This is a genomic window from Paenibacillus sp. FSL E2-0178, assembly GCF_038593005.1.
GTDB classification, from domain to species: domain Bacteria; phylum Bacillota; class Bacilli; order Paenibacillales; family Paenibacillaceae; genus Paenibacillus_AQ; species Paenibacillus_AQ phytohabitans.
This window is the reverse complement of sequence record NZ_CP151953.1, coordinates 1,817,926-1,837,477: the sequence shown is the minus strand read 5'-3', so window position 1 is coordinate 1,837,477 and position 19,552 is coordinate 1,817,926. Positions and strand designations below refer to the sequence as shown.

The 19,552-nt window shown below is 53.8% G+C and carries 16 protein-coding genes; 14 read left to right on the top strand and 2 right to left on the bottom strand.

The genetic code is table 11. The features are described from left to right. Position 1: 1 nt before the first annotated feature. The 10 genes from MHI42_RS08440 (at position 2) to MHI42_RS08395 (ending at position 11,727) form a co-directional block, all read left to right on the top strand. On the top strand, positions 2–838 hold the full coding sequence (locus MHI42_RS08440) for a carbohydrate ABC transporter permease (RefSeq protein WP_171718460.1): 837 nt from the start codon (positions 2–4) through the stop codon (positions 836–838). Between the two features lie 140 nt (positions 839–978). Next, positions 979–2,346: an extracellular solute-binding protein gene (locus tag MHI42_RS08435; RefSeq protein ID WP_342423469.1), complete on the top strand. Its 1,368-nt coding sequence runs from the start codon at positions 979–981 to the stop codon at positions 2,344–2,346. Between the two features lie 80 nt (positions 2,347–2,426). Then, complete coding sequence (locus MHI42_RS08430; protein WP_342423468.1) at positions 2,427–4,175, top strand: histidine kinase; 1,749 nt, start codon at positions 2,427–2,429, stop codon at positions 4,173–4,175. Next, positions 4,156–5,757 carry a helix-turn-helix domain-containing protein gene (locus MHI42_RS08425; protein ID WP_342424704.1) on the top strand — a complete coding sequence of 534 codons (1,602 nt, stop codon included), beginning with the start codon at positions 4,156–4,158 and terminating at the stop codon, positions 5,755–5,757. The genes MHI42_RS08430 and MHI42_RS08425 overlap by 20 nt, the downstream gene beginning before the upstream one ends. A 250-nt stretch (positions 5,758–6,007) precedes the next feature. Further along, on the top strand, positions 6,008–7,360 hold the full coding sequence (locus MHI42_RS08420; protein ID WP_342423467.1) for an FAD-dependent oxidoreductase: 1,353 nt from the start codon (positions 6,008–6,010) through the stop codon (positions 7,358–7,360). A gap of 23 nt (positions 7,361–7,383) precedes the next feature. Next, a complete protein-coding gene (locus MHI42_RS08415) occupies positions 7,384–9,480 on the top strand; it encodes a family 16 glycoside hydrolase (RefSeq protein WP_342423466.1) in 2,097 nt (698 codons plus the stop codon). Positions 9,481–9,651: 171 nt separating this feature from the next. Then, the gene (locus MHI42_RS08410) at positions 9,652–9,903 is read left to right on the top strand and encodes a hypothetical protein (protein WP_342423465.1); all 252 of its coding nucleotides are present in this window, start codon (positions 9,652–9,654) and stop codon (positions 9,901–9,903) included. Positions 9,904–10,029: 126 nt separating this feature from the next. After that, complete coding sequence (locus MHI42_RS08405) at positions 10,030–10,332, top strand: heme biosynthesis protein HemY (protein ID WP_039308768.1); 303 nt, start codon at positions 10,030–10,032, stop codon at positions 10,330–10,332. Positions 10,333–10,374: 42 nt separating this feature from the next. Then, positions 10,375–10,614 carry a DUF1450 domain-containing protein gene (locus MHI42_RS08400; protein ID WP_039308771.1) on the top strand — a complete coding sequence of 80 codons (240 nt, stop codon included), beginning with the start codon at positions 10,375–10,377 and terminating at the stop codon, positions 10,612–10,614. A gap of 429 nt (positions 10,615–11,043) precedes the next feature. Beyond that, the gene (locus MHI42_RS08395; protein WP_171718454.1) at positions 11,044–11,727 is read left to right on the top strand and encodes a hypothetical protein; all 684 of its coding nucleotides are present in this window, start codon (positions 11,044–11,046) and stop codon (positions 11,725–11,727) included. A 511-nt stretch (positions 11,728–12,238) separates the two neighbouring features. Here the strand turns inward: MHI42_RS08395 and MHI42_RS08390 are convergent. Then, a complete protein-coding gene (locus tag MHI42_RS08390) occupies positions 12,239–13,372 on the bottom strand; it encodes a class I SAM-dependent RNA methyltransferase (protein ID WP_042135686.1) in 1,134 nt (377 codons plus the stop codon). Positions 13,373–13,548: 176 nt separating this feature from the next. On the opposite strand from MHI42_RS08390, the gene MHI42_RS08385 reads away from it, so the two are divergent. Then, positions 13,549–14,178: an O-methyltransferase gene (locus MHI42_RS08385; RefSeq protein ID WP_342423464.1), complete on the top strand. Its 630-nt coding sequence runs from the start codon at positions 13,549–13,551 to the stop codon at positions 14,176–14,178. A 49-nt stretch (positions 14,179–14,227) separates the two neighbouring features. Here MHI42_RS08385 and MHI42_RS08380 read toward each other — a convergent pair whose 3' ends face one another. Continuing rightward, positions 14,228–15,448, bottom strand: a complete 1,221-nt coding sequence (locus MHI42_RS08380) for an MFS transporter (protein ID WP_042135690.1) — start codon at positions 15,446–15,448, stop codon at positions 14,228–14,230. Positions 15,449–15,675: 227 nt separating this feature from the next. On the opposite strand from MHI42_RS08380, the gene hemE reads away from it, so the two are divergent. The 3 genes from hemE (at position 15,676) to hemG (ending at position 19,269) form a co-directional block, all read left to right on the top strand. After that, a complete protein-coding gene (hemE, locus tag MHI42_RS08375; protein ID WP_342423463.1) occupies positions 15,676–16,737 on the top strand; it encodes a uroporphyrinogen decarboxylase in 1,062 nt (353 codons plus the stop codon). A 115-nt stretch (positions 16,738–16,852) separates the two neighbouring features. Then, entirely contained in the window at positions 16,853–17,797 is a 945-nt protein-coding gene (gene hemH / locus MHI42_RS08370; RefSeq protein WP_340987909.1) for a ferrochelatase, read from the top strand. Further along, complete coding sequence (gene hemG, locus MHI42_RS08365) at positions 17,794–19,269, top strand: protoporphyrinogen oxidase (protein ID WP_342423462.1); 1,476 nt, start codon at positions 17,794–17,796, stop codon at positions 19,267–19,269. Before hemH ends, hemG begins: the two co-directional genes overlap by 4 nt. Positions 19,270–19,552: the final 283 nt, after the last annotated feature.

Below are 19,552 nucleotides of genomic sequence, written 5' to 3'. Positions count from 1 at the left end.
AATGACAATGAGAAAATTTAAGACCGGCAATCTGATCTTTACGGCCCTGTTCGCCCTGCTCTCGGTATTCTTTCTGATGCCGCTGGTCTGGATGCTGTCCGCAGCCTCCAAGACGGAGAAGGAGGTCTGGACCTTCCCGATTCAATGGATTCCGACCGACTGGAATCTGGTTGCTAACTTTAAGGCCGTGTGGATGGGCGACGTCGCGTTTGGACTATTTTATATGAATTCGATTAAAATCGCCCTGATATCCACCATAGCTACAATTGTGATATCGGCCATGGCAGGTTACGCGCTCGGCAAGCTTGATTTCAAGGGCAGAACCCTGATTTTCACCCTGATGCTGGCTTTCATGATGATCCCGGAGCAGGCGACACTCGTTCCGCGCTATATTATGATCAAGGAGCTGGGACTCTACGATTCGCATGCAGCGCTCATCCTGATGGGGATGTTCTCCAGTTATTTCACCTTCCTGCTGCGCCAGTTCATGATCGGCATTCATAATGATATGCTGGAAGCTGCCGAGCTCGACGGTGCCGGATTCTTCCGCATCTTCTGGAGTGTTGTGCTGCCGCTAAGCCGGCCGATCCTGGCTACGGTAGGGATTATCAAGTTCATCTGGACGTGGAATGATTACCAGGGACCGCTGATTATGCTGAATTCGACCAAGCTGTATACCATTCCGCTGGGGATGCAATTCTTCAAGGAAGAGTTCGGTACACAAATCTCCGTCATGATGATGGCTTCCGTAGCTGCGATTCTGCCGCTGCTTATCTTGTTCCTGGCCCTGCAAAAGCAAGTCATTGACGGCATTGCCATCGGCGGGGTCAAAGGTTAAAGTAATATCTCCGGGCAGCTATCCCTGCCCGGACCGGAAGGTCAAAAAAGTGTACGCGCACACCGCAAAGCTGTACACGGTGTGCGCGGGCCTTAGATTGTATAATGAGCCTGCAGACAACAAATCAAGGGGGAATTGCTTTGAAAAAACTATCTTTAGTATTAGCAAGTATGATTCTTATGCTCTCCGTTACCGCATGCGGAGGGAACGGCAACAGCAGTAATTCAGCCGCCACCGATGCGCCGGCTTCAGCTGATCCGGCTGCCGGAAGCAGCAGTACAGAACAGCCCGCAGGCAAGGCGAAGATCAAATTCTACACGTTCAAGGCCGATAAGCCGGAAGAACCGATCTACCAGGCCGTTCAGGCGTATAACGAATCCCAGGATAAAGTGGAAGTCGAATATGAATCACTGGTTCAGAACAGCGACAGTACTGATTTCATGAAGAAGCTGGATATTCTTGTAGCCGGCGGAGAAGTGGTCGATGTATTCATGACCGGTAATGAGGATGAACTGCTGGAGCGTGCTTCACGCGGTGTTGTGGAACCGCTTAACTCTTTCTTTGAGCAGGAGAGCATTACACCTGAGGATGAATATTCCAAGCTGCTGAAGCTGGATGACAAGGTATACGGCATTCTGCCGAGCTCCACCCAGTGGCTGACGGTCTTTAACAAGGATCATCTGGAAGCAGCCGGGCTGTCCCTGCCTGAGATGGGCTGGACCTGGGATGACTTCCGCGACTATGCCAAGAAGCTGACGACACCTGAGCACTACGGAACCTACTTCCACACTTGGGGTGAATATCCGAACATCATCGCTTACACCGAGAAGCCGCATCCGCAGCTGAGCGCAGATCTGAAGCCGATTTTCGATGATCCGTCCTTCGAGTACTTCTTCAATCTCCGCCGCACTATGGAGAAGGAAGATAAGAGTGTTGAACCGTATGCCGATGTGCTTGCTTCGAACTATCATGTGCTGCAGCAGTTTTTTGCCGGAAATGCCAGTATGCTCGCTGTACCAAGCTATGCTGTCCGGGCGGCGCTGAATCTGGAGAAATTCCCGCATGAGTTCCAGACGATGTACGCTCCGCTGCCGCGCTCCGTGGATACGCAAGAGATCGGCATGACGAATATTTCCGGCGGCGGCCTCGCTATGGGCGCGAAATCGGAGAATAAGGAAGCCTCCTATGATTTCATCCGCTGGATGTCCAAGGAATCCTATAAATTCACGAAAGAAATTCCAGCCTTCAAGGGTGTAGACGGAGCAGAGCTAATCAACGGCTTCTTCGGCGAAAATACAGATTTGATCGACACCGCATCGCTGTCCAAGACACTGTTCGATCCGAATATTCAAATGCCGGATACCTTCAGCGTCCCTTACGGAAGTGAGCTGAAAGCGATTGTGGAGAATGGCTTCGCCAGCTTTATCCTGGATAACCGCAGCTTCGATGAGGTCAAGACTGAAATGACAGCCGAAGTGGAGAAGGTAGTTCAGGCCAACCAGAAATAATGAATTAAGCTAAAGGCGGCAGCGATTATGGATTATAATAGGGACGTTGAATTTACATTACAGTACAAGGTGGATACGTTATGAAATGGTTAAGCCGTTTTTCTTTCCATCGCAGACTGCAGTTCACGTTCCTGATCCTGATCCTGCTGCCTTTTATTGTCGTTACCTTCTGGTCGTACACCTCTGTGAGAGAGAATGTGAGTGATAAAATCTCGCGTGCAGGCGAAGAGACGCTGAAGGTTATCGGGAGTCAAATTGAGAAAACCGTAGACAGCATCTCGTTTGTCTCGGTCTATTTCTCTGAGGCATATGATCCGGCCGTGCTGGAGAGTCTGCGCTATTTAAAAAACACCGGGAACTTCGGGAATTACGGAGTGTATACCCACTACAATAAACTCAAGACTACGGCCAATATATTGTCCGTACAGTCGCTGGATGCCGATCTGCAGATTATGCTGGTCAACCGGGAGAACCGGATTCTGATCGGCAACCAGAATATTCCCGTCTTTTCGGTCCTGCCGGAGCAGCTTCTAGAGGAGAGCAGCAAGCTGAATGAGCAGGAGAAGATCTCACTGCAATGGTTCCCCTACGGCGGCGACCCCTCTGCACCGGATTATTATTACGCTGTACGCTTTATTACCGATCCGCTGAATCAGGAGAAGCTGGCAACGCTGTACGTGGGCATTCCGAGCCATTATTTTCATAACCTGCTGGATACGGGCAATAGCGCCAACATTCTCTCCCTGGCTGACGGGCTGGGCAGAAGCATCGCGGTCACGGGCGGAGCGGATACTCCGAAGGAGAGTCAGATGCTGGTCAGCGAGGTCCGTATTCCAAAAGTGGGCTGGCTGCTCACCAGCAAGACGCCGCGCAGCTCCATCGACAGCCATATCAACCGGGAGTTTCTGGTCTCGATTTCGATCGTCGGTCTGTTCTTTCTGGCGTTTCTGATCCTGTCCATGCTGTGGGCCGGATATATCAATAAGCCGATCAGTCTGCTGCGGGCAAGCGTCAAGCAGTATGTCGGCGGCAACCGCGCGGTGCGGATTCCGGTCCGGGGCAAGGATGAAGTGGCAGTGCTGTCCTCAGCCTTCAACCAGATGCTGGATGATATGAATCAGCTGCTTCAGCAGGTCGAGAGTGAGCAGGAGGAGAAACGGCTACTGGAGCTTCAGGCCTTGGCGGCGCAGATCCGGCCCCATTTTCTGCTGAATACGCTCAACTCGATCAAGGTGGATCTGCTGCTCTCCGGGGACCAGCCCCATGGTGCGATGATTGATGCGCTGATGAAGCTGCTGCGCGTATATGTTCATGTAGATAAGCCGCTGGAGCTGGCGGAGGAGTGCAAGGTGCTGGGCAGCTATGTGCAGGTGATGCAGATCCGCAACCGGCTGGATATCGCTTTTGAATGCGTGCTGGACGAGAAGGTAGGCGAGGTTATGCTGCCAAGGCTGCTGCTGCAGCCTATTGTCGAGAATGCCATCAGCCACGGCTTCTCTGCACGTCCGGCGAAGCCGGCGATCCTGCTCGAGGCAGCGTTTGAAGACGATATGCTGAAGATCAGCATCAGCGATAACGGCCGGGGGATGCCGGAGGATAAGCTCCAGCGTCTGAACCGGCGGCTGCAAGGAAATGAAGACACGGCCCTGTGGCCGGAAAAAGGGGTCGGACTCGTGAACACGGCACGCCGGCTGCAGGTGCTGTACGGATACCGAGCGCGGCTGAGCGCGCAGGCAAGAACAGATGAGGATGGCATGACTTTTACCCTATATATCCCCATAACCAGTGAGAAGGAGGCGGTTCCCCTTGATGACCCTGATGCTGATTGATGATGATGTCCCGATGCTGGAATATGTAGAATATCTGCTCGGGTCACTGGGACTGGAGCTGCAGCTGGTGGCTTCGGCCTTCAGCAGTGAGGATGCGCTGGAGCAGTTCCATGCGGCTTTGCCGGATGTCGTCATTATTGATATCGGCCTGCCGGGCATGGACGGCCTGGAGCTGGCGGATGCCTTCCGTATTACGAAGCCGGAGGTGCGCCTGATCTTCCTGACCTGCTATGAGGATTTCCATTACTCGAAGCGGGCCATCCAGCTGGAGGCGGATGATTATCTCATTAAGGATGAATTATCCCCTGAACAGCTGAAGATCAGCCTCAGCAAAGCGATGAGCCGCTTCAAGAGCCGTGAAGAGCTGCTGGAGCGTTATTCCTTCCGCCAGGCGATTGAGCGCAATAAGGAAGTGCTGAAGCAGAGCTTCCTCAAGCAGCTGCTGTCCGGTACGGCAGATCAGGAGAATACGCTTGAATTCGGACAGCGCCTCGGGATCTCCTGGAAGCATCCTTATCTGCGCCACGGGTTTATCCATATGGATGCCGCCTTTGTAACCGAGCGTTACCGGTACAAGGATATACCGCTGATTCATTTTGCCGTGAACAATATAGCGCTGGAGCTGTCCGCCGGAGAAGCTTCCATTACTCCGATTATGAGCAGAGACGCAGACATTTATCTGGTTTGGAATGTAGCTGACCCCGGCTGCGCGGGGAACGGGCTGACTGATTTTATGCAATCCGTGCTGGACAAGGTAGAGCAGTACCTCAAGATTACCCTGCGGGGGTTCTATTCCGGGGCATCCGTGCCCTTGCGGAACTTCGACTCGCTGTATAAGAGGCTTATGGACAGCCGCGATCACAACTTCTATCAGGCGGTTACTCCTATTGCTGTCCTCGATGAACAGGCGGATTTCGGGCAGACCGCCGAATGGCGCGGAGATAAGGAACGCGGGATGCTGTCGCTGGCGCTGGAAGAAGGGCATGCCGCCTGGATTGATCTGGCAATCAATCAATGGACGCAGCAGGTCACCACGGATAAGCTGCTGCCCCGGCTGGTGAAGGAAGCCTGCGGCAATTTTGTGCGCCAGATGGCCTTTGAAGCCGGAGGCCTTGCCGAGGAGGACTTCTTCACCCAGCTGGAGCAGACGGTTCATATCCAGGAGGCTGCCCGCCTGACCAAGCGGGAGCTGCGGAATCTGTGGAGACAGCATACGCTGGCACCCGTGGCGGCGCAGGAGAAGGATATCCGGCTGCAGGAGGTGGACCGCTTCCTGGAGGAGCATGTCGACCAGATGGTGACCTCGACCGATATGGCGGAGCATCTGCATCTGAATGCCAGCTACTTCTCCCGCTATTTCAAGAAGCTGTCCGGCATCAATTTCACCGACTACGTCAATCAGTACAAAATGAATATGGCGATCACGATGCTGGCACGGCCGCATGAGACGGTGGAGAATGTAGCCTACACGCTAGGCTTCTCCGATCGGGCTTATTTCTCCAAAGTGTTCAAGAAATACAGCGGGAGAAATCCCAGTGAATACAAAGCCGGGCCGGTAGAAGAGGGCGGCGCTGAGGAATGAAAAGTCCAAACTTTTCACCGGAACAGGCAATCAGGCTGCACGCTCAGGAGCCCTCCATCTCACTATAATGGTGAGGAAAAAGGAAATAACAAAAAGCGAGAAGGATCGGAGGGGCGCGAAGAGCGGTACCATTCAAGAAATCTGGGGACAACAGCGGCCGAAAGTCCAAATATTCACCGTAGTGACGACAGAGCTTTAAGTTAGTTTTTTAAGTTCAGGTTATCTAGTATAGCTTCAAGGAGGAAGAACGATGAATAGAACAACGTTTAGATTACCTGCGGAAGAAATCGCCGTTTCGCATGAAGTGGATGTGCTGGTTGCAGGCGGCGGACCTGCGGGCGTGGCGGCTGCGATTTCCGCCGCCAGAAGCGGAGCGCGGACGCTGCTGATTGAGCAGCGCGGCTTCCTGGGCGGCATGGGCACCGTTGCCCTGGTACCGGCCTTCTGTCCCTACAGTGACGGGGAGAAGGCGGTGGTGCGCGGCATAGGCCTTGAGCTGCTGGAGCAGATGAAAGCGGAATGTGAGCCGGAATTCCGCGAACGCTTCGGCGCTGAGCTGGACTGGGTGCCTATCGATCCGGAGGTGCTTAAGCGTGTATACGATGATGCTGTGGCAGAGAGCGGAGCCGGGGTGCTGCTGCATACCATTGCCAGCCAGACTGTGATGGACGCAGACGGTCGCAAGATCGAAGGTGTCGTAATCGTCAACAAATCCGGCCGGAGCCTCATCAAGGCGAAGACGGTGATCGACGCGACAGGCGATGCCGATCTGGCCGCCCTGGCAGGAGCGCCGTTCCATAAAGGCGGAGAAGCGGGTGAGCTTCAGGCGGCGACGATGTGTTATCTGCTGGCTAATGTGGACCGAAAGCGCTTCCTGAAGTATTTGGATGAAAGCGGCGACACCGATCAGATCCATCGGGCGGTGCAGCAGGCCCAAGCGGACGGGAAGCTGCCGCAGGGCCGGGATTCGGTCTCTGGCCTGTCCTGGGTTGCCGATTATCTGGTCGGCGTCAACTTCGGCCATGTCTTCGGCATCGACGGCTCTAGAGCGGAGGATTTGACCCGGGGCGCCGTGGAAGGCCGCAAGCTGGTCCTCCGCCAGCTGGAATTCTTCCGGGCGTACGTGCCCGGATTTGAACAGGCCCACCTCGTGTCCACCGGAGAGCAGATCGGCATCCGTGAGACGCGGCGGATTGTGGGCGATTATGTTCTGACACAGGAGGACTTCATGAATATGGTGTCCTTCCCGGATGATATTGCCCGCAACAGCTATTTCATCGACATCCATATGGCGCGCAGCAGCGGAGCCATGCATATTCACCATCTGCCGCCCGGCGAATCCCACGGCGTTCCCTACCGCTGCATGCTGCCGGTTGGTCTCGATAATGTGTGGGTGGCAGGACGCGCAGCCTCCTCGGACCGTGTAGTGCAGGGCTCACTGCGTGTGATGCCCAACTGCTTCGCTATGGGGCAGGCGGCGGGAATGGCGGCAGCGATGGCTGCCGGTACGGACAGCCAGAGCCGGAAGGTAGATATCACCGCGCTTCAGCGCGGGCTGGTTCAGCAGGGAGCCTGGCTTGGTGAAGCATTGGCTGCTTTATAACTAATTGCGGGAGAGTGATTAGAATGACACGAACAAGTAAACGGGGCAGGCTGACCATCCTTGGCATCGTCGCATTTCTGCTGTTCAGTCTGGTATCGGGAGCATCAGGACCTATGGCCGCCGCCGCAGGGACGACGTATTACGTCGATTCTGCCCTGGGCAGCGACAATAGCTCCGGTACCAGTGAAACGGCAGCCTGGAAGACGCTGGGCAAAGTGAACAGCACTACCTTCAGCCCGGGTGACCGGATCCTTTTGAAGGCAGGCGGCGTGTGGACTGATCAGTATCTTGATCTGCAGGGCTCAGGCTCTGAGGGGAACCCGATCACAGTAGACCGCTACGGGAGCGGAGCCAAACCGCTGATTCATTTCGGCAACACCGCCGTGGGCGGTGAAGGCTTCGGGGTCAGATTGCGCAATGTCTCCTACTGGGAGATCAATAATCTGGAGATTACAAGCGGACAGCAGCCCACGGATATGCGGAGAAACGGCGTGCTGGTTGTGGGGGAAGGAGCAGGAGCGGGGAGCTTCCGGCATATTTATATCCGCAATCTCGACATCCACGATATCTTTGGCACGGACCGCAGAACAGGCGGAATTAATGTTCATGCCCGGGGAGCCAACACCGCACCGGAGAGCACCTGGGACGATATTCTGATCGAGAATAACACAGTCATCAACGTGGCGGATACCGGGATTCAGACGATGACGGATGCTTTTTTCAATAGTGCATGGACTCATAAGTTCGATGCTTTCAGCAATGTCGTGATCCGGGGCAATGTGGTGGAGAAAATCCACCGGGACGGCATCCTGGTCAGAGCCAGCGCCTCGCCGCTGATTGAATACAACAAGACGAAATCCATCGGAGAAGCCTGCGAGGTGAATACATCCATCGTCAATTACCTTGAGGATATCACTGTTGTTGCGGCGCAGTGGGCTTATTATACCAAGGGTGCTATATTCCAGTACAACGAGGCCTCCGATACCCGGATGCTGGGCGGAGACGGCCAGCCGTGGGACTTCGATATTGAGGTGCACGACAGCATCTACCAGTATAACTATAGCTATAACAACGAGGGCGGCACACTGCTGGTCATGAACAACACGAATAATAATATCTTCCGCTACAATATCAGCCAGAATGATAAGGATGCGAACGGGGTGTTCCATCTGGTGAACGGCGGCGGCAATCTGTACATCTACAACAATGTCATCTACCGTTCGGGAACACAGAATAAGGCGCTGACCCATGCGAGCAATACAGGAATGGCCTATTACACTAATAATATCTTTTATAATGCTGCCAGCGGGCAATACACGAACAGCCCCAGAATGACGTATGACCACAACAGCTTCTACGGGTTGAATTCGGGTGTTCCCAGCGATCCTAACAAAATCACCGGCAATCCCGGCTTCGTCAGTCCAGGCACGGCCACAGGACTCGCTTCGGCAGACGGTTATAAGCTGGCGCAGACCTCTCCGCTGATCAATGCCGGGGCGGTGGTTGCAGGCAACGGGGGTCTCGATTACTTCGGAAATACACTGTATAACGGCCTTCCGGATATCGGTGTATTCGAGTTCCAGGGTACAATCACACCGCCGGTTACGCTGCTGCAGGATGATTTCGAGGATAACAATTACAGCGGCTGGACGACTTCAGGCGGGGCGTGGAGCGTAGCGGATGACGGTACGAAAGCTTTGACGCAGACATCGTCGTCAGGGGAAGCGCTGGCGTATACCGGCGATGCCTCCTGGAGGAACTACACGTATTCGGCCAAAATTAAGCTGCTGAATGCCTTCGGCAACGCTGGACTGCTGTTCCGGTATGCGGATGCCTCGAATTATTACATGTTCAGACTGAATGATTCAGGCGACAAGGCGGAGTTGTTCAAAAAAACAGCCGGAACGCTCACGATGGTAAGCAGTGCCAATGTTGCCGTTACGCCCGGCCAGTGGACGGAGCTGAAGGTAGTGGTCAGCGGCAGTACGGTTACGGCTTTTGCAGGCGGTACCCAGCTGATCCAGTGGACCGATACGGCGGCGCAGCCGGCCGGAGGGAAGATTGGGCTACGGATGCATTCCAGCACCGCCCGGATCGACGATGTTGAGGTTACGGAATAAAGTTTAGCGGGATGATCCGGTCAAATTTTAGTTAAAAATGAAACGATTTCTGCAAATTTGCGTAAGATAACAGCAAAGGGTATGACCGCAATCCTTTCAACGGGTGTTTGGCGGCTGTGCCCTTTTCTCTTTTCTAATGATATAAGCAAATGAAGCAGGGAGGACTACTCAATGAAATTCAGAAAACTGTTGTCGCTCAAACAATGGTCTCATATATTCCGCAGCTCCTGGCAGTATATCATTTCACCGAACGTCTCTATGGGAGATAAGCTGCTGTTCACTATTCCGGCGCTGCTGTACTGGGTGCTGCCTGACTTCATGCCGTTCATACCAATAGATGACATCGGGGTAACGATGCTGCTGATGGGCTGGTTCGTCTCGCGGATGGACCGCAAATACCCGGCGCTGAAGAGCCTAAGATGACGGTTTTACGACAATTTTGACTGCTTTATCTGATGTATTTCTGCAATATGGTTGCTTTTACATCCTATATTCCTTAAAATGAATTATTGAGTATTTAAACTATAGATGCCCGGGAGATGGAATCGAATGAACGTCAAAATTACCCGCAATGCGGCTAAAGTGATAAAGAAAACTATGGAGCTTGAAGGCAACAGCGAGCTTAAACTGCGCGTAGCGATTACGCATTCCCACGGTGACCATGCCCACTACGGCCTGGATCTGGACACGCCTAAGGAGAACGACGTAGTCATCTCCACCGACAAAGAAATCGATGTTATTCTTGATCCGAACCAGCCGCTGCTGGACGGTGTGAAGATTGATTATCTCTACTTCCCTGAGGAAGGCTTCGTTATTACTAATCCGTCTAAAGGAAATCATGGCGATCACTAATTGATCCGCCCGTATTTTACGGACATAAAGAAGGGTTGCTCCATGGCTAACGATATAAGATTATGTGACGAGTGCAATCATATCAAAATGAAAAGCATCGTGCCCAAGCTGCTGAAGATGGCGCCAGACGCCGAGATCAAAACAGGCTGTATCTCCTACTGCGGACCCTGCGGCAAACGCCCGTTTGTCTATATCAACGGCCGTTACATCAGTGCTCCGACAGAAGATGAGGTGCTGGCCAAAGCGGAAGCTTTCGTCAAACAGCCGGCAGTGAAGAAATAGATCAGGTCTGACAGTATAGTTTTGATAGTGTGATAGAAAAAATACAGCCTCCGCATAAGTTTGCGGGGGTTGTATTATTGTGTGATTGTATGCAAAAAACTGAATATATTAAGCTGCTACATGCTGCTGCGAGAGTGAACGGGCCGAATGTATGTGAAAAACCAAATACAATGTGCTGCTGCGAGAGTGAACGGGCCGAATGTATGTGAAAAACCAAATACAATGTGCTGCAGCGAGGGGAATCGGGCCGAATGTATGTGGAAAATCAAATACATTTATTTTCTGTATTGTGTTTGCGGATTAAAAGTGGCACACTAGCGATAGATACAATCAACGCGGCAAAGAATGCCCCATCTCCCTTCCCTACCGGAAGGAGGTGGGGCTTTGTGCATTCAAAGACTAATATCATCGCAAAGTGAGGGGACGGAAATGGGCTTTGCAAGGGAACATGAGCAGTGGCTGCTCAAACATCTTAAACGGAGAAAGGGAGAGCGGCTTGATGCGCTAAGGCGGGGGCATGGCTATGGTAACCGATTATTTGTCGAACAGGTGTGGTGGCCGCTTGCCGGACATTTTCACGGACTGCATCCGGAATATGAAGTTAAGGACTGGCGTGGCCGATCCTATTTTGTTGATATTTTATGGGAGGTAGGTTCCTCGCGCATTGCATTTGAGATTATGGATTATGGGTCGCATGGCATGGACCGTAGCAAATACCGGATGGACCTGAACCGCGGCCTCTTTCTGCAGTCACAGGCTTGTACTGTGCATTATATTTCTCTGGATGAACTTAAGGAAAATCCGTCATTTATCCTTTCTGTGCTGCGGAACACGTTGTTTCCTTATTTGTCAGCAGAGATGCCTGCTCATAGAAGCACCGAGAAATCGTATTCCAAAATCGAACGGGATTTGATGCGCTCCGCCATCCGTCATCATCGTGTTCTGCGTCCGGTGGAGGCAGCGAGAGAGCTGGAATTGTATATTACAACAGTCATCAAATATAGCCGCATGCTGGTGGATAAAGGAAAGTTTCGCCCAGTGGCAAGAGGCGCATCACAGCGAATTAATTACTACGAGTACATAGGTACGCTCCAAAGTCCTGATCTAGTCTGATAATCGTTGCGACCACAGATTATATATGAAAAACCAAATACAATGTGCTGTAGCGAGGGTGAAGGGGCCGAATGTATGTGAAAAACCAAATACAATGTGCTGCAGCGAGGGTGAAGGGGCCGAATGTATGTGAAATACCAAATACAATGTGCTGCAGCGAGGGTGAACGGGCCGAATGTATGTGAAAAACCAAATACAATGTGCTGCAGCGAGGGTGAGCGGGCCGAATGTATGTGAAATACCAAATACAATATATTGCAGCGAGGGTGAACGGGCCGAATGTATGTGAAAAACCAAATACCTTTGGCCGTTTACGCTTATTGTGGCGTTATATTGAGGGAATTCTGTGCTTCAGCAGCTGGTTTAGCATAAACAAGCCTTAAGTCCGCAGCGCAACCCCGCTTCACGGAACTTAAGGCTTGTTAGGTGTGAGTTACCGGGCGGCATGACAGTTGGTGGAACGTTGTACGCCTCCTACTCGATAGGCCGCCAGTCTAAGTCACAGCTCCTCCTAATTACGCGGAGGCAGCGGGCCGAGGTATTGATAGTATTGGCATTCAATCCGGCCATTGTACAGCTTGCGGCGCTTGTCCGCTTTACGTCCGTAGTATTGCTCGAATTCCTTATACGGGCTGATGGCGAAGAAGGACCAGGTTGGCAGATAGAGCATCATCTCGCCGAATTGGCGGGTCAGCTTCTCCACTTCCTTATCGTTACTTATCCGCTCCCCGTATGGAGGGTTCGTGATAATACAGCCATACTCGCCTTCCGGGCGGGCCTTGGCGGCAGCGATATGCTTGAAGGTGATCTCACCGGAGAGTCCGGCGCTCTTGGCGGCGGCTTCGGCAATCTCAATCGCTGCCGGATCAATGTCAGTTCCGGTCAGCTGCAGCGGGTAGTCGTCGCGCACAGCGTCGAAGGCTTCCTCGCGGGCTTCCTCCCACAGGCGCTGCGGGATCTCCGGCCAGTGCTCGGACGGGAAGGAGCGGCGCAGACCCGGCGCGATATTCCAGGCGATCATTGCGGCCTCGATCAGAATCGTGCCGGAACCGCAGCATGGATCGTACAGCGGCCGGTGGCCGTTCCAGCGGCTGAGCTGGATCAGGGCCGCAGCCATGGTCTCCTTCAGCGGCGCTTCGGTGGCCTGGCGGCGGTAGCCGCGTTTGTGCAGCGCCGGTCCGGTGGTGTCCAGGGTGATCAGCGCGATGTCATTCAGCAGAATGACTTCAACCACATAACGCGGCCCGTTCTCAGGGAACCACTCGGTATGGTAGGACAGCTTCAGCTTCTCGACAATCGCCTTCTTGACGATACCCTGGCAGGCAGGAACACTCGTCAGCTGTGATTTGTGGGAGCGGCCTTCTACCGGGAATTCGCCGTTCTCGGGAATCCAGTCCTCCCAATTAATCGCTTTGACGCCTTCGAACAGCTCGTCGAAGGTTTTGGCCGGGAACTGGCCCATTTTGACCAATACACGGTCAGAGGTGCGCAGCCATAAATTGCAGCGGCAGATGTCGATGTAATCTCCGCTGAATAATACCCGTCCGTTCTCGACCGTGGTCTCATAACCCAGTTCGTTTAATTCACGCGCTACTACAGCCTCCAGCCCCATGGGGGCGGTGGCGATCAATTGTAATTTGCCCAAATGCTCTCAACTCCGTTTAACTTGTGGATAAATACGCAAAGCCAGTACAATAAGAGAAGCTTGCTCTCCATGTGAATGTGAACCATTAGAACGTTCAGATATCAGTATAGGGTAATGAAGAGATCTACACAATGCCCGTTCACGCTACACAAAATGAAATTTGAAGGAGAATACATATGCAGAATCAGGAAGAATACAGTGAACAGCTATATACAGAGGATGAATTACTATTAAAAGTCAAACAGGCCATCGCAGCAAACGGAATGCCGGAGGTGTCCATCGCTCCAGGCTACGGCAGACTGCTGACAATGCTGGTTACCCTTTCCCGCGCCACCCGGATACTGGAGATTGGTGCGCTGGGCGGCTACAGCGGAATCTCCCTGTGCCGTGGTTTAACGCAGAGCGGCAGCCTGACTTCCCTGGAGCTTAAGGCTGACTATGCCAAGCTTGCCCACAGCCATCTGGAGCAGGCGGGCTTCGGGGACGCGGTAGAATACAAAATCGGCCCCGCGCTGGACAGCCTGAAGCTGCTCGAAGCGCAGGGCCAAAAGTATGATTTCTTCTTCATCGATGCCGACAAGGAGAACTATCCGAATTATCTGGAATATGCGATCCGGCTCGCTTCCCCGGGCGCAATTATTGCCGGTGACAACATTTTCTTGCGCGGCCGCACGCTGAATACAGAGAAGAACGGACCTGCCGTTCAGGCGATTCGCCGCTTCAATGAGATGATTGCCGGCGATCCCCGCCTGACCAGCACACTGCTGCCGGCCTACGACGGACTAGCCTTGGCGATGGTTAAATAGCTTGTCCTCTGCAGGCTGAGCCCATATGCTCCACGCATACCAAAGCCTGCTAACGGAACAACCGGGGTTCTGTCTTCTTGTATAACTTGAGCCTTACCCAGACCGTATTAATCAGCAGGAACGCGCCGGAGATGATGAACAGCCCTTCGATCCCGATATATCCGGACAGGAAGCCGCCGATGACCGCGCCCAGCATATTGCCGAGTGCCAGTGTGCTGCTGTTGAAGCCGAAGGCCCGGCTCTCCTTGCCGTCGGGCGTATAGGAGCGGATGAGGGCGTTGACGCTCGGCAGCAGGCCGCCCATGAAGACACCCATCAGGAAGCGGACGAGGATCAGCTGCCACACGCTGGTCACGAAGGCCTGCGGGATAAGGAACAGCGCCGCGCCAATCAGCGCATAGGTCAGTATCCGGTGGGCGCCGACCTTGTCGCTGAGCTTGCCGAGCAGCGGAGAAGCCAGCATGTTCGAAATACCGGTGACGGCACTGACCATGCCTGCCCAGAAGGCAATATTCACAGCGGAGCCGTGCAGCTTCTCCACGTAGAGCGGCAGCAGCGACATCGGGCTGATCATGGCGAACTGCAGCAGGAACGTTACGCCGAACAGTGCCGGCAGCTGCGGAACCTTAGCCAGCTCCTTGAAGCCTTCGAGCACAGAGACCTGCGGCACCTGCGCAGCTTCCACCCGGTCGAATTTCTCCTTGACCAGGAATAACGCCAGCAGGGAGGCGACGAACAAGAGCGCACCCACGACATAAAAGATCGGGCGGAACCCGATCCAATCCGCCAGCAAGCCGCCGATCAGCGGACCGAGAATTGTACCCGCTACAGCGCCGGACTGCATCAGTCCCATCGCGAAGCCCATACGCGGCTTCGGGGTGGTTCCCGAGACCAATGCGATGGAGGCGGGATTGAAGCCGGAGATGGTTCCGTTTAGCAGGCGGAGCAGCAGCAGCTGCATCGGGGACTGCGCGAAGCCCATCAGCACGATGACAATTGCCATACCGAAGCTGGAGCGCAGCAGCATGATTTTGCGGCCGTATTTGTCGGCAAGCTTGCCCCACAGGGGCTGAAAGATGAACGAGGTCAAGAAGTTTGCGGCAAAAATAAGTCCGGCCCACATCCCTATCGCGTGATCTCCGGTCACACCCAGGTCTTTAGCGAGATAAAGGGACAGAAAAGGGGTAATCATAGTCATGCCGGCATTCACCAGAAACTGGCCAAACCAAAGCACCATGAGGTTGACTTTCCAGGTCTCCCAATTCTTCAAAGTGCTTTCACTTCCTTTCAGGGGATTCAAAGATAAATAGTTCACGAAAAATTGACATTATATCAGTATATCATAGTTTTTTAGCCGTGCAGTGCAACACTTGTCATAGTAATGTCATGGGATTGTCATTCCCTTAAGGGTGAAGCGGTTGTTACCCGCTGGCAAAAGGGGCATAATAATGATATGTGTTTTCTAAATATACTATCAAATCTAATGGAGATCTTATCATGACCTACAACGACACTTTTATCCGCGCCTGCAGACAGCAGAGCACGGAGCACGTTCCCGTATGGTACATGCGGCAGGCCGGCCGTTATGATCCCGAGTACCGTAAAATCAAGGAGAAATACTCGCTGCTGGAGATCTGCAGACAGCCGGAGCTTGCAGCTGAAGTAACCTTGATGCCTGTGCGCAAGCTGGGTGTGGACGCGGCCATCCTGTATTCCGACATTATGAATCCTGTAGCTTCCCTTGGCGTGGACTTCGACATCGTGAAGAATATCGGCCCGGTCATTGAGAATCCGATCCGCTCGTCGGCGGATGTCGACCGGCTGAAGCCGATTGATGTGGAAGGGGATCTGGGCCACATTCTGGAGACGATTGCCCTCCTCGACAAAGAGCTGGACGTGCCGCTGATCACTTTTGCAGGAGCACCTTTCACCATCGCCAGCTATCTGATTGAAGGCAGACCCTCCAAGAGCTATCACCGCACCAAGGAAATGATGTTCAGCCAGCCCCGCGTGTGGGAGAAGCTGATGGAGAAGCTGGGCGATATGGTTATCGCATATCTTCGCGCCCATGTCGCAAGCGGCGGCAAGGCGTTCCAGCTGTTCGACAGCTGGGTTGGCGCGCTGGCCCCGCGTGATTTCGAAGCATATGTGCTGCCGACAATCACCCGGATTTTTGCCGAGCTGTCTGATCTGGACGTTCCGAAGATTTATTTCCCCGGTGTCAGCTCAGGGGAGCTGCTCCCCAGCCTGGCCAGGCTGCAGGCCGATGTGATCGGACTGGACTGGCGTGTAAGCCTGACCGAAGGCAGACGCAGAACGGGCGGAGGATTCGCGATTCAAGGCAATCTGGATCCTTATCTGCTGACCGCACCAATGGACGTATTGAAAGAACGGGCTAAAGAACTGATCGATGAAGGCATCAGACAGCCGGGTTATATTTTTAATCTGGGCCATGGATTATTTCCTGAAGCTTCATTGGACACACTTAAGGAATTAACGGATTATGTACATGAGTATTCGGCAGCGGCATTGAAACAGGCAGCAGGACCGCTCGCGTAATTAAAGCAAGGTACATGAGATAGCAGCAATTGCTGCTCTCTTTGTTTTTTATGAGCATAATGGAATTGTGAAATGAGCAGGCGCAGGACATTATTCGTAAAAGGGGATGGAAACCGTGACCACCAAAATTGGAGTACTCGTGATGTCGTACGGCACGCCTGAAAGTCTGGAGGATGTGGAGGCGTATTACACGCATATCCGCAGAGGCAATGCACCTTCCGCTGAACAGCTGAAAGAGCTGAAGGACCGCTACGAAGCCATTGTAGGAGGCGTGTTCCCGCTCAGGGAGAATACAGACCGCCAGGTGGAGGCCCTGCAGGCCAAGCTGAACAGCGGGCAGATTCAGTATGTCTGCTACCAGGGGCTGAAGCATGCCAGACCTTTCATTGAAGATGGTGTGGAGGCGATGGTCCGGGATGGGATTACCCAGGCGATAGGCATTGTGCTGGCCCCTCATTACTCGGTGATGAGCGTTGGAACCTATATCAAGCGGGCCAAGGATAAAGCGGATGCCTGCGGAATTAATATGGAATTTGTCGAGAGTTACCATATGCATCCGGAGCTGATCGATGTGCTTAGCCGCCGGGTGACTGCGAAGCTGGATGAATTCGAGGAAACCGGAGCTGCGAGGGATGAAGTACGTGTACTGTTCAGCGCACACAGCCTGCCGGAACGCATTCTGGCTATGGGCGATCCGTACCGTGACCAGCTGCTGGAAACCTCCAAAGCCATTGCCGATCAGGCAGGTGTGGAGTCCTGGCAGTTCACCTGGCAGAGCGCGGGCAGAACTGCAGAGCCGTGGCTGGGTCCGGATATTCTGGATACGATGCGTGAGCTGGCCGAAGCTCAGGTGAAATATGTGCTGTCTGCTCCCATTGGCTTCGTGTCTGACCACTTAGAGGTCCTGTACGATCTGGATATCGAGGCGCAGGCCTTGGCTTCAGAGCTGGATATGCGGCTGCTGCGGATTGATTCATTGAACAGCGATCCGGCGTATATGTCTGTGCTTAGCGATGTGGTGCGTACGAAGGCCGGACAGTTACAGGTGAAGCAATCATGAGTGGTTCACCGCGCAAGGTAGTAATTATCGGCGGAGGCCTCAGCGGCCTCAGTACCGCTTACTACGTCCGCAAGTTTTACCGGGAAGCCGGGGTTCAGACGGAAATTATATTGATTGAGAAGGATAAATGCCTTGGCGGCAAAATCGAGACCCTGCACCGTGACGGCTTTGTCATTGAGAAAGGCCCGGACTCCTTCCTGGCCCGCAAAACAGCCATGGTTGATCTGGCCAGAGAGCTGGAGCTGGATCACGAGCTGGTGACCACGAATCCGAATGCCAAGAAGACTTACATATTGCAGCGAGGCAAGCTCCACCCGATGCCCGCAGGGCTTGTTCTGGGGATTCCTACAGAGCTGAAGCCGTTTCTGAAGAGCGGACTCGTCTCCTTCGGCGGTAAAATGCGGGCGATGATGGATTTCGTACTTCCGCCGCGCCGCAGCTCCGAGGATGAATCGCTCGGTGACCTGATCGAGCGGCGTCTGGGTACAGAGGTGCTGGAGAATATGACCGAGCCCCTGCTCGCCGGTATTTATGCCGGGGACATGCGCAAGATCAGCCTCCAGGCTACTTTTCCGCAGTTCGGCGAGGTCGAGCGCCAGTACGGCAGTCTGATCCGCGGGATGACGACCGGCAGGAAGCCGGCGGAGACCCATACCGGAACCAAGAAAAGCGCGTTCCTGACTTTCCGTCAGGGGCTGCAGAGCCTGGTGCATGCCCTGATCCATGATCTGCAGGATGCCCAGCAGCGGACCGGAACGGGAGCGGTGTCCATCAAAGTACGGAGCGGGGCGGGGGTATCCGCAGAGGCCTCTGCTGCACCGCGCTATGAGGTGGAGCTGGACAACGGTGAACTGCTGCAAGCTGATGATATCTATGTAACCGTACAGAATTTCGCTGCCGCAGAGCTGCTGCGTCCGCATGTGGATGTATCCGCGCTGGATGCTGTCAATTATGTGTCAGTGGCTAATGTGGTTATGGCGTTTACCAAGAAGGATATCGTTACCGAATATGACGGATCCGGATTCCTGGTCCCCCGCAAAGAAGGGCGGAACATCACGGCCTGTACCTGGACTTCTACGAAATGGCTGCATACCAGCCCGGATGATAAGGTACTGCTGCGCTGTTACGTCGGACGGTCGGGGGATGAACAGAATGTAGACCTGCCGGATGAGGCGCTGGCTGAACTGGTGCGCAAAGACCTGAAGGAAATTATGGGGATCTCTGCAGCTCCCCTGTTCACCGAGATTACCCGGCTCAGGCATTCCATGCCGCAATATCCGGTAGGCCATCCCGGCCGGATCGCCGGCCTGCGAAGTGAGCTGGAGGAGAAGCTGCCGGGTGTGTATGCTTTTGGCGCCGGCTATGACGGCATCGGCATGCCGGACTGCATTAAGCAGGCGAAGCTTACGGCTGAGACTGCTGCAGCCCATTTAGAGAAGCTGCCGGAACAACCGGCGGCTGTAACGGTATAACGGAAGCGGTGGAGCGGAGCAGTGGCGCTTCACCCTTTTTTTATTGGGGAATTTATAAAGTGCCGGAATAATCATTGAAGCCAAGGCCACGCTCCGCGGGGCGGGAAGACTATGGGTAACTTTGGAGCGACACGGAAGAGATATGCTATAATAGAAACACTTTAAGGGTAAAGGAGATTACCAGTACTCATGTATCCGCCGAGGTCACGCAGTAGACAGAGCAAGAAACATAGCAGCAAAAAGAGGCGCAGAACGGTCTGGGCATGGTTTAATGTAGTGTTGC

Coding starts and splice junctions, on each gene's coding strand:
- MHI42_RS08440 (WP_171718460.1), top strand. CDS start 2: ATGACAATGAGAAAATTTAAGACCGGCAATCTGATCTTTACGGCCCTG.
- MHI42_RS08430 (WP_342423468.1), top strand. CDS start 2,427: ATGAAATGGTTAAGCCGTTTTTCTTTCCATCGCAGACTGCAGTTCACG.
- MHI42_RS08425 (WP_342424704.1), top strand. CDS start 4,156: ATGACCCTGATGCTGATTGATGATGATGTCCCGATGCTGGAATATGTA.
- MHI42_RS08420 (WP_342423467.1), top strand. CDS start 6,008: ATGAATAGAACAACGTTTAGATTACCTGCGGAAGAAATCGCCGTTTCG.
- MHI42_RS08415 (WP_342423466.1), top strand. CDS start 7,384: ATGACACGAACAAGTAAACGGGGCAGGCTGACCATCCTTGGCATCGTC.
- MHI42_RS08410 (WP_342423465.1), top strand. CDS start 9,652: ATGAAATTCAGAAAACTGTTGTCGCTCAAACAATGGTCTCATATATTC.
- MHI42_RS08405 (WP_039308768.1), top strand. CDS start 10,030: ATGAACGTCAAAATTACCCGCAATGCGGCTAAAGTGATAAAGAAAACT.
- MHI42_RS08400 (WP_039308771.1), top strand. CDS start 10,375: ATGGCTAACGATATAAGATTATGTGACGAGTGCAATCATATCAAAATG.
- MHI42_RS08395 (WP_171718454.1), top strand. CDS start 11,044: ATGGGCTTTGCAAGGGAACATGAGCAGTGGCTGCTCAAACATCTTAAA.
- MHI42_RS08385 (WP_342423464.1), top strand. CDS start 13,549: ATGCAGAATCAGGAAGAATACAGTGAACAGCTATATACAGAGGATGAA.
- hemE (WP_342423463.1), top strand. CDS start 15,676: ATGACCTACAACGACACTTTTATCCGCGCCTGCAGACAGCAGAGCACG.
- hemG (WP_342423462.1), top strand. CDS start 17,794: ATGAGTGGTTCACCGCGCAAGGTAGTAATTATCGGCGGAGGCCTCAGC.